The organism is Micromonospora sp. NPDC049051 (genome assembly GCF_043197575.1).
Taxonomy (GTDB): Bacteria; Actinomycetota; Actinomycetes; order Mycobacteriales; family Micromonosporaceae; genus Micromonospora.
In genome coordinates, this window is sequence record NZ_JBICTL010000003.1 from 1,035,739 (window position 1) to 1,046,971 (window position 11,233).

Genomic DNA, 11,233 nt, shown 5'->3' on the forward strand with positions numbered 1-11,233 from the left:
TCACGACGTCTCCAGCTCGCGGTCGATCAGGTCGAAGATGTTCTCGGCGGTGGCCGACTCCAGGTCGTCGTCGCCGTCCGCGTCCGCCTGCCGCTCGGTCAGCCGGCCCAGCAGGCCGTGCAGCCGGTCGGTGATCCGGCGGAACTCGTCGTCGGTCGGGTTGAGCCCGCCGAGCACCGCCTCCAGCCGGTCCAGTTCCCGGCCCGCCGTCGACGCGTCGCCCTGCGGGGTCGCCGGGGCGAACTGACCGGCCAGGTGGGCGGCGAGTGCCTCGGGCGTCGGGTTGTCGAAGACCAGCGTCGCCGGCAGCCGTAGCCCGGTGGCCGCGCCGAGCCGGTTGCGCAGCTCGACGGCGGTGAGCGAGTCGAAGCCGAGTTCCCGGAACGCGCGGGTCGGCTCGATGCCGGCCGGATCGCCGTGACCGAGGACGACCGCCACGTGCGACAGCACCAGGTCGCGCAGGGCACGTACCCGCTTGTCGTCGGGCAGGGCGCGCAGCGTCTCGGCGTACGCCTGCCCGTCGGCGGCCTCGCCGGCCGCGGCCCGGCGGCCGGCGGGGCGGACCAGGTTGGTCAGCAGCGGGTGGACGGGTGACCCGGGCGCGGCCACACCGGTGACGATCTTGGCGGGCATGAGGGTCGCCCGCTCCGAGCGCCAGACCGCGTCGAACAGGGCGAGCCCCTCGTCGTCGGACAGGGCGGCCATGCCGCCCCGGTCGAGCCGGCGGATGTCGGCCGAGTCGAGGTGTCCCGTCATGCCGCTGGCCTGCGCCCAGCGGCCCCACGCCAGCGCGACCGCCGGCAGGCCGAGGGCCCGCCGATGCTCGGCGAGGGCGTCGAGGAACGCGTTGCCGGCGGCGTAGTTGCCCTGGCCCGGGCCGCCGAACACGCCCGCGGCGGCCGAGAAGAGCACGAACGCGCTCAGGTCGTGGCCGAGGGTGGCCCGGTGCAGGTTCCAGGCCACGTCGACCTTGGGCCGCAGCACCGCGTCGAGGCGGTCGGGGGTGAGCGACTCGACGGTGGCGTCGTCGAGGACGCCGGCGGCGTGCACGACGGCGCGCAGCGGGTGCCGCCGGTCCACCATGGACAGCACGTCCGCCACGGCGTCCGGGTCGGCCAGGTCGGCGGCGACGATCGACACGTCCGCGCCGAGCGCCTTGAGGTCGGCGAGCAGGTCGTCGGCGCCCTCGGCGTCCGGGCCGCGCCGGCTGACCAGCAGCAGCTGCCGGGCGCCGTGCGCGGTGACCAGGTGCCGGCAGAGCAGCGCGCCGAGGGTGCCGGTCGCCCCGGAGACGAGGACCGTGCCGTCGAGCCGGGGCGCCTGCGGGACGCTCAGGGCGAGCTTGCCGACGTGCCGGGCCTGGCTGAGGAAGCGGAACGCCTCGGGGGCGCGCCGGACGTCCCACGTACGCCGGGGCAGGGGCCGCAGCGCGCCGGCGGCGAAGAGCGCCATCAGCTCGCCCAGCATCGCGCCGATCTTCTCCGGGCCGGCCTCGATGAGGTCGAAGACCTGGTAGCTGACGCCGGGGTGGTCGGCGGCGACCCGCCGCGGGTCCCGCTTGTCGGTCTTGCCCATCTCGACGAACCGGCCGCCGTCGGCGAGCAGCCGCAGCGACGCGTCGACGTACTCGCCGCGCAGCGCGTTGAGCACCACGTCGACGCCCCGCCCGCCGGTGCGGTGGGCGAACTCGTCGGCGAAGTCGAGGCTGCGGGAGGAGGCGAGGTGCGCCTCGTCGAAGCCGGTGGCGCGCAGCGCCGGCCACTTGCCGGGGCTGGCCGTGCCGTAGACCTCCGCGCCAAGGTGGCGGGCAATCTGCACGGCGGCCATGCCGACGCCACCGGCCGCCGCGTGCACGAGCACGGACTCCCCGGCGCGCAGCCGGGCCAGCTCCACCAGCCCGTACCAGGCGGTCAGGAAGACCACGGGCACGGCGGCGGCGTCGGTGTACGACCAACCGTCGGGGATGCGGGTGACCAGCCGGCGGTCGGTGACCGCCGCCGAGGAGAACGAACCGGAGAAGATGCCCATGACCCGGTCGCCGGGGGCTAGGTCGGTGACCCCCGGTCCCACGCCGAGCACCACACCGGCGCCCTCGTTGCCCAGCACCTCCTGGTCGGGGACCATGCCGAGGGCCAGCACCACGTCGCGGAAGTTCAGCCCGGAGGCGCGCATCCCGACCAGGACGTGACCCGCCGGCAGCTCCCCGGTCGTGCGGGGGGCGGGCAGCAGGGCGAGGTTCTCCAGCGTGCCCTTCTCGGTGACGTCGAGACGCCAGGGCACCTCGTCGGCGGGCAGCGGCAGCACGCCGGCCTCGCGCGCCCGGGCCAGCCGGGGCACCAGCGGCACGCCGTCGCGGAGCGCGAGCTGCGGCTCGCCGGAGGCGACGGCCGCCGGGACCGCCGCCAGGGAGGCGGCGGCGTCGTCGGTGTCGAGCAGCGTGAACCGGCCGGGGTGCTCGGACTGCGCGGAGCGCACCAGCCCCCACAGGCTCGCCCGGGCCAGGTCGCGCGGGGCCTCGCCCGGGGCCGCGCCGACCGCGCCCCGGGTGTGCAGCACCAGCCGGGACCGCTCCAGCCGGGGCTCGCCCAACCACTGCTGCACCAGCGCGAGCGCGTCGCGGGCCGCGTCGTGCGCGGCCTCGCCGGCCCGCCGCGGGTCCGACTCCGCGCCGGAGCGCAGGTCCAGCACCACGTCGGGTACGTCCCCGGACTCCTCGACCGCCACGACCAGTGCCGCCAGGTCGGCGTGGGCCCGCACCGGGTGCCCGGCGGCGGCGAGCGCCCCGGCGAGGCCGAGGGTGTCGTCGCCGAGCAGCGCCCAGCGGGTCGTCTCCCCCGCCGCCGCGTCGGTGCCCGGCAGCGGCGTCCAGTCCAGGTGGAACACCGAGCTGCGGCGCAGGGCGGCGGCCTCGTCGGCCCGCCCCGCGGCGACCGGGCGGAACGTCAGCGACTCGACGGTCGCGACCGGCTGGCCGGCGGTGTCGGCGAGGGTGACCGCGACGGTGTCCGGGCCGAGCGGGCGCAGCCGCGCCCGCAGCCGGGTGGCGCCGTGGGCGTGCAGGGCGACCGAACGGAAGGCGAACGGCATCCAGCCCGCGCCGGAGGTGTCCGCCGGGGCGCCGAGCAGGGCGGTGACCCCGCTGGCCTGCAGGGCCGCGTCGAACAGGGCCGGGTGCAGCCCGAAGCGGGACGCGTCGGCGCTCGCCTCCTCGGGGAGGGCCACCTCGGCGTAGACCTCGCCGTCGCCACGCCACACCCGGCGCAGCCCCTGGAAGGCGGGGCCGTAGCCGAGACCGCCCTCGGCCATCTGCGCGTACCAGGCGTCCAGGTCGGCGTCGACCTCGACGGCGTCGGCCGGCGGCCACTGCCCCGGTACGGCGACCGGGGCGGGCAGCTGCGGCAGCAGGAGGCCCTCGGCGTGCCGGGTCCACTCGGCGTCGGCGTCCTCCTCGGGGCGGGAGTGCACGGTGACGCTCCGCTCGCCGGTGTCGCCGGGCGGGCCCACGCGTACCTGCACCTGCACCGCGCCGGCCGGCGGGAGCACCAGCGGGTTGATCAACGTCAGGTCGCCCACCTGGCCGGCGTCGACCTCGTCGCCGGCCCGGACCACCATGTCGACCAGCCCGGTGCCGGGGACGATCACCGCCCCGCCGACGGCGTGGTCGGCCAGCCACGGGTGGGTACGCACCGACAGCCGCCCGGTGAGCACCACCGTCCGGTCGTCGGCGACGGGTACGGCCGCGCTGAGCAGCGGGTGACCGGTGTCCTGGAGGCCGGCGGAGCCGACGTCGCGTACGCGGTGCGCGGGCGCGTCCAGCCAGAAACGTCCCCGTTCGAAGGCGTACGTGGGCAGTGCCACGGTGTCCGCCTCGGCGAGGACGGCCGTCAGGTCGACGGGCAGGCCGATCGTGTGGGCGGTCGCGAGGTTCGTCAACAGCCGCGTCGGATCGTCGTCGCCCCGCCGCAGGCTGCCCAGGGTGTGCCCGGTGACACCGGCGTCGTCGAGAATCGCCGTGACCGGCATCGTCAACACCGGATGCGGGGAGATCTCCACGAACGTCGTGTGCCCGGCGGCGACGGCCACCCGCACCGCCGCGTCGAACTGGACGGTCTGCCGCAGGTTGTCGTACCAGTAGTCCGCCGTCATCGAGGACGGGTCCACCCAGTCCCCGGTCAACGTCGACACGAGCCGGGTGTGCCCCTGTCGCGGGGTCACGTCGGCCAGGTCGGCGCGCAACTGCTCGGCGACCTCCTGCACCGCCGCCGAGTGCGACGCGTAGTCCACCGGAATCAGTCGGGCGCGCACCCCGTCGGCCTGGCACGCCTCCACCAGGTCGGCGACCGGCTGCGGCGGACCCGACACCACCACAGTCGACGGGCCATTCACGGCCGCGACACCCACCCCGGGGAACGCCGACAACCGCTCGGCGACCGACTCGGCCGACAGGTCCACCGACGCCATCGTGCCGGTACCCCGCAGCACCGTCAGCGCCCGCGACCGCAACGCCACGGCCTTCGCCGCGTCCTCCAAGCTGAGGATCCCCGCCACACACGCCGCACCGATCTCACCCTGCGAGTGACCGACCACCACAGCCGGAGTGACCCCGACGTGCTGCCACACCGCCGCGAGAGCGACGCCGACGGCCCACAGCACCGGCTGCACGACCTCGACCCGCTCCAACCACGACTCGTCATCACCCGTCAACACCGACACGAGATCCACGTCCAGGTACGGCGCAAGGGCCCGCTGACACTCCGCCAACCGCGCGTCGAACACCGGCGCACGACCCACCAGGCCAGCCGCCATCCGCGCCGACTGCGCACCCTGACCCGGGAACACGAACACCGCACCCGCACCGTGCGACGACGCCGTACCGGCGACCACGTTGCCGGCCGGCGACCCCGACGCCAGAGCATCCAGCCCCGCCAGCAACTCCTCCGTGCTCGACCCGACGACGGCCGCCCGCTGGTCGAACGTCGACCGGGTGGCGGCGAGGGACCAGCCCACCGCCGCCGCATCCACCACGGCTCCGGCGGCCCGCTGGAGGTGACCGGCGCCGCCGTCGCCGCGCTCGCGCAGGAAGTCCGCGAGCCGGGCCGCCTGCCCCGCGAGCGCGCCCTTCGACCGCGCCGACACCGGCCACACCACGACATCCGAGGCCACCAGGCCCGGACCGTGCCCGACCGGAGCGGCGGCCTCGGACAGCTCGTCGGCCTGTTCGATGATCACGTGGGCGTTCGTGCCGGACATACCGAACGACGACACCGCCGCCCGGCGCGGCCGGTCCACCGCCGGCCACGACCGCGACTCCGTCGCCAACTCGACCGCGCCGGCGGACCAGTCGATGTGCGGCGACGGCTCGTCCACGTGCAGCGTCGCGGGGACCACGCCCTCGCGCATCGCCAGCACCATCTTGATCACACCGGCGACGCCCGAGGCGGCCTGGGTGTGGCCGATGTTCGACTTGATCGAGCCCAGCAGCAGCGGCTCGTGTCCCTCGCGGCCCTGCCCGTACGTCGCCAGCAGGGCCTGCGCCTCGATCGGGTCACCCAGCGTGGTGCCCGTACCGTGCGCCTCCACCACGTCCACGTCGGCGCTGCCCAGCCGGGCACCGGCGAGGGCCTGCCGGATCACCCGCTGCTGCGACGGACCGTTCGGCGCCGTCAGCCCGTTGGAGGCGCCGTCCTGGTTGACCGCCGACCCACGCACCACCGCCAGCACCCGGTGACCGTTGCGCCGGGCGTCCGACAGCCGCTCCACGAGCAGCATGCCGACGCCCTCGCCCCAACCGGTGCCGTCGGCGGCCGCCGCGAACGCCTTGCACCGGCCGTCGGCCGCGAGGCCCCGCTGCCGGGAGAACTCGAAGAAGGTGGCGGGGGTGGCCATGACCGTGACGCCGCCGGCGAGGGCCAGGTCGCACTCGCCACGCCGCAGCGACTGCACCGCCAGGTGCAACGCCACCAACGACGACGAACACGCCGTGTCCACCGACACCGCCGGCCCCTCCAACCCCAACGCGTACGCCACCCGACCCGACACCACACTCGCGGCGTTCCCCGTGGCCCCGAACCCTTCGGCCTGCTCCCCCGCAGCCATCAGCAGTGCCCCATAGTCCTGACCATTCGTGCCCACGAACACCCCTGTTCGCGAACCCCGAAGGACCCCAGGCTCAACCCCTGCCCGCTCGACCGCCTCCCACGAAACCTCCAGCAGCAACCGCTGCTGCGGATCCATCGCCGACGCCTCGCGCGGCGAGATCCCGAAGAAGCCCGGGTCGAACTCGCCCGCCGCGTGCAGGAAGCCGCCCTTGTCGGCGTACGTCGTGCCGGGGTTGGCCGGGTCGGGGTCGTAGAGCCGGTCGAGGTCCCAGCCCCGGTCGGTCGGGAAGTCGCCGATCGCGTCGACGCCGTCGGCGACGAGGCGCCACAGCCGCTCGGGGTCGTCGACGCCGCCGGGGTAGCGGCAGGCCATGGCGACGATGGCCACCGGCTCGTCGTCGTCCACGGTTGCCGGGGCGGCGACGGGAGCCGCCCCGGCGTCGGCGCCGAAGAGGCCGGCGAGCAGGAACCGGGCCAGCACGACCGGGGTGGGGTGGTCGAAGACCAGGGTGGTGGGCAGCGCCTGCCCGGTGGCGGCGGCAAGCCGGTTGCGCAGCTCCACGGCGGTCAGCGAGTCGAAGCCGAGGTCGCGGAACGCCGTGGTCGCCGGGACGGCGGCGGCCCCGCCGTCGTGGCCGAGCACGTCGGCGGCGAGTTCGCGGACCAGGTCGGCGACGCTCTCCTCCTGCCGGGCCGGGGTCAGTGCGGCGAGGCGGCGGCGCAGGGTCGCCGCCGGGCCGTCGTCGCCGTCGTCGACCGTGGCGCCGCCGTCGAGGGCGGCCCGCGCCTCCGGTACGCCCTCCAGCAGCGGCCGGCGGCGGGCGGAGGCGTACGCGGGGGCGAACCGGGCCCAGTCCACGTCGGCCACCGTCACGGTGACGTCGTCGTGGTCGAGGGCCTGTTGCAACGCGCCCATGGCGACGGCCGGGTCCATGGCGGGCAGGCCCCGGCGGCGCAGGTTCCGTTCGGCGTCGGCGGCGTGCATGCCACCGTCGGCCCAGGGGCCCCAGGCGATGGCGGTGCCGGCCCGGCCGTCGGCCCGACGCTGGCGAACCAGCGCGTCCAGGTAGGCGTTGCCGGCCGCGTACCCGGCCTGCCCGCCGCTGCCCCAGGTGGCGGCGATGGACGAGTAGACGACGAAGGCGTCCAGTTCCCGGTCGGCGAGCAGATCGGCGAGGTGGGTGGCGCCGGCGGTCTTGCCGGCGGTGACCTCGGCCAACTCGGCCGGGGTGACGTCCGCCAGCGGGGTGGCCTGCGCGATGCCGGCGGTGTGCACGACGGTACGCACCGGCGGGCCGGCGGCCTCGACCCGGTCGAGCAGGTCGGCGAGGGCGGCCCGGTCGGCGATGTCGCAGGCGGCGACGGTGACCCGGGCCCCGAGGCCGGTCAGCTCGGCCTCCAGTTCGGCCGCGCCGGGGGCGTCGGGGCCGCGCCGGCTGACCAGCACGACGTGTTCGGCTCCGGCGGCGGCGAGCCAGCGGGCGGCGCGGGCCCCGAGCCCGCCGGTGCCGCCGGTGATCAGGGCCGTCCCGGTGGGCGTGAACCGGCGCGCCGGGGGGCGGTCGCCGAGGGCGGCGCGGACGAGGCGGCGGGCGAAGACGCCGGGGCCGCGTACCGCGAGCTGGTCCTCGCCGGTCGAGTCGGTGAGGATCGCGGCGAGCCGGGTGGCGGCCCGCTCGTCGGGGTCCGGTGGCAGGTCGACCAGACCGCCCCAGCGGTGCGGCGCCTCGACGCCGACGACCCGGCCGAGGCCCCAGATCGCGGCCTGCGCCGGGTCGACGAGCCGGTCGTACGAGGCGGCGGCGACCGCGCCCCGGGTGACCAGCCACAGCGGCGCGGCCACGCCGGCGTCGCCGAGCGCCTGCACGAGGGCGAGGGTGGCGGTCAGGCCGGGCAGGACGGTGCCGTCGGCGGTGGGCGGTTCCGCGGCGAGCAGGGAGACGATCCCGGCGAGGTCGGTACCGGCGAGGGTCGCCGCGAGGGCCGCCCGGTCGGCGTCCGGCTCGACGGTCAGCGGCTGCACGTCGGCGCCGGCGCCGGTCAGCGCGGCCCGGACGGTCCGCGCCGCCGGGTCGTCGACGCCGCCGGCGGGCAGCGCCAGCAGCCAGGTGCCGGCCAGCCGCGCCGGGGCGGGCTCTGGGGTCACCTGCCACTCTTCCCGGTACCGCCAGCCGTCGAGGACGGAGTGTTCCTGCCGCTGCCGCCGCCAGTCGGCGAGGACGGGCAGCAGGGTACGCAGCGACTCGGCGGCGGCGGTGTCGGTGACGGCGAGGGTGTCGCGCAGCGCGTCGAGGTCGGCGCGTTCGACGGCCGCCCAGAACCGCCGGTCGAGCGCGCCGGCCCCGCCCGTCGTGGTGTCGTCGGCGGGCGCCTCGGCCGGCACCCAGTAGTGCTGCCGCTCGAACGGGTACGTGGGCAGGTCGACGAGCTGGCCGGGCCGGTCGGCGAGGACGTCCGCCCAGCGCGGCGGCGTACCGGCGACGTGGAGCTGGGCGAGGGCGGCGAGCAGGGTACGGCGGTCCGGGCGGTCCCGGCGCAGCACCGGCACCACCACGGCGGGGGCGGCGTCGCCGGCCTCGGCCTCGGCGAGGGTCGCCTGAACGCTGGCGGTGAGGACGGCGTCGGGGCCGACCTCCACGAAGGTGCCGACGCCCTGGGCGCGCAGGGTCCGTACGCCGTCGGCGAAGCGGACCGCCCCCCGGACGTGGCGCACCCAGTAGTCCGGGTCGGTGAGCTGCGCGGGGTCGGCCAGCTCACCGGTCAGGTTGGACACCACCGGCAGGGTCGGGGCGCGCAGGTCGAGGCCGGCGGCGACGGCGGCGAACTCGGCGAGCATCGGCTCCATGAGCGGGCTGTGGAAGGCGTGACTGACCCGCAGCCGCCGCACCTTCACCCCCCGGCCGGTCCAGAGTTCGGCCAGCTCGTCGATGGCCGTGCCGTCGCCGGAGACGACGACGGCGTCGGGGCCGTTGACGGCGGCGACGGCGACCCGGTCGGTCAGCGCGGCGATCGACTCGGCGACCCGGGCCTCGTCGGCGGCGACGGCGAGCATCGCGCCGCCGGCGGGCAGGGCCTGCATGAGCCGGCCCCGGGCGGCGACGAGGGCGCACGCGTCGTCGAGGCTGAGCACGCCGGCCACGTGGGCGGCGGTCAACTCACCGACGGAGTGCCCGGCGACCAGGTCGGGGGCCAGCCCCCAGGAGCCGAGCAGCCGGTGCAGCGCCACCTCGACGGCGAACAGCGCGGCCTGGGTGAAGACGGTCTGGTCGAGCAGTGCGGCCTCGGCGGTGCCGGGCTCGGCGTGCAGCAGCGGCTTCAGCGGCCGGGGCAGCCGGTGGTCGAGGTGGGCGCAGACCTCGTCGAGCGCCTCGGCGTAGACGGGGTACGCCTCGTACAGGTCCCGGCCGGCGCCGGCGCGCTGGGCGCCCTGGCCGGAGAAGAGGAACGCGACCCCGCCGCGTTCGGCGGCGGCGCCGGTGACCAGGCCGGGGGCGGGCCGGTCGTCGGCGAGGGCGTGCAGGGCGGCGAGCAGGCCGTCGCGGTCGTCGGCGAGGACGACCGCCCGGTGTTCCAGGGGCGAGCGGGAGACCGCCGAGGTCCAGGCGACGTCGGCCGGCCGCAGGTGCGCGTCGTCGGCGACGTGCCGCGACCAGCGCTCGGCCTGGCGGCGCAGCGCGGTGCGGGTACGGCCGGTGAGCAGCACCGGCGCGGGCGCGGGCACCTCCGGACGGTCGTTCTCGACGCCGGCCGGCTCGGGCTGTTCGAGGATGAGGTGGGTGTTGGTGCCGCTCATCCCGAACGACGAGACGGCGGCCCGGCGCGGGCGGTCCACGGCCGGCCACGGCGTGGCCTCGGTGACGAGGGTGACCGCGCCGGCGGCCCAGTCCACGTGCGGGGTGGGCTCGTCGACGTGCAGGGTGGCCGGCACGACGCCGTGCCGCATCGCCAGCACCATCTTGATCACCCCGGCGATGCCGGCGGCGGCCTGGGTGTGACCGATGTTCGACTTGATCGAGCCGAGCAGCAGCGGCGCGGCGTCGCCCCGTTCCCGGCCGTAGGTGGCGAGCAGCGCCTGGGCCTCGATCGGGTCGCCGAGGGTGGTGCCGGTGCCGTGTGCCTCCACCACGTCGACCAGGTCGGGGGTGAGCTTCGCGCCGGCCAGGGCCTGCCGGATGACCCGCTGCTGGGACGGGCCGTTGGGGGCGGTGAGCCCGTTGGACGCGCCGTCGGAGTTGACCGCCGAACTGCGGATGACGCCCAGTACGGGGTGGCCGTTGCGGCGGGCGTCGCTGAGCCGTTCCAGCAGCAGCATGCCGACGCCCTCGGACCAGCCGGTGCCGTCTGCGGAGGCGGCGAACGACTTGCACCGGCCGTCGGCGGCCAGGCCCCGCTGCCGGGAGAACTCGACGAACGGGCCGGGGGTGGCCAGCACGGTCGCGCCGCCGGCCAGGGCGAGCCCGCACTCCCGCTGGCGCAGCGCCTGGCAGGCGAGGTGGATGGCGACCGACGCCGACGAGCAGGCGGTGTCCACGGTGACCGACGGGCCCTCCAGCCCGAACGTGTACGCCAGCCGGCCGGAGACGACGCTGGCGGCGGTGCCGGTCAGCACGTACCCCTCGACGCCGGGCGCCCGGTGCAGCACGGCGGCGTAGTCCTGCCCGGAGGTGCCGACGAAGACGCCGGAGCGGCTGCCGCGCAGCGACAGCGGGGCGATGCCGGCCCGCTCGAACAGCTCCCAGGTGACCTCCAGCAGCAGCCGCTGCTGCGGGTCCATGGCGACCGCCTCGCGCGGCGAGATGCCGAACAGGGCCGCGTCGAAGTGCCCGGCGTCGCGCAGGAACCCGCCGGAGGTGGTGTACGAGGTGCCGGCGTTGTCCGGATCGGCGTGGTAGAGCCGGTCCAGGTCCCAGCCCCGGTCGGTGGGGAAGTCGCCGATGGCGTCCCCGCCGGACGAGACGAACTCCCAGAGCTCCTCGGGCGAGGTGATGCCGCCCGGGTAGCGGCAGCTCATCGCCACGATCGCCACCGGCTCGGACTCCTCGGCGGTGACCTCGCGCAGCCGTTGGCGGGTCTGCTGCAGCTCGGCGACGACCCGCGTCAGGTACTCGCGCAGCCGCTCTTCGTCCGCCATGACA

The 11,233-nt window shown here is 76.4% G+C and carries 1 protein-coding gene; it reads right to left on the reverse strand.

All coding sequences use genetic code 11. The features are described from left to right. Complete coding sequence (locus ACGFIR_RS16610; RefSeq protein WP_393145785.1) at window positions 1-11,229, reverse strand: type I polyketide synthase; 11,229 nt, start codon at window positions 11,227-11,229, stop codon at window positions 1-3. Window positions 11,230-11,233 lie beyond the last annotated feature (4 nt).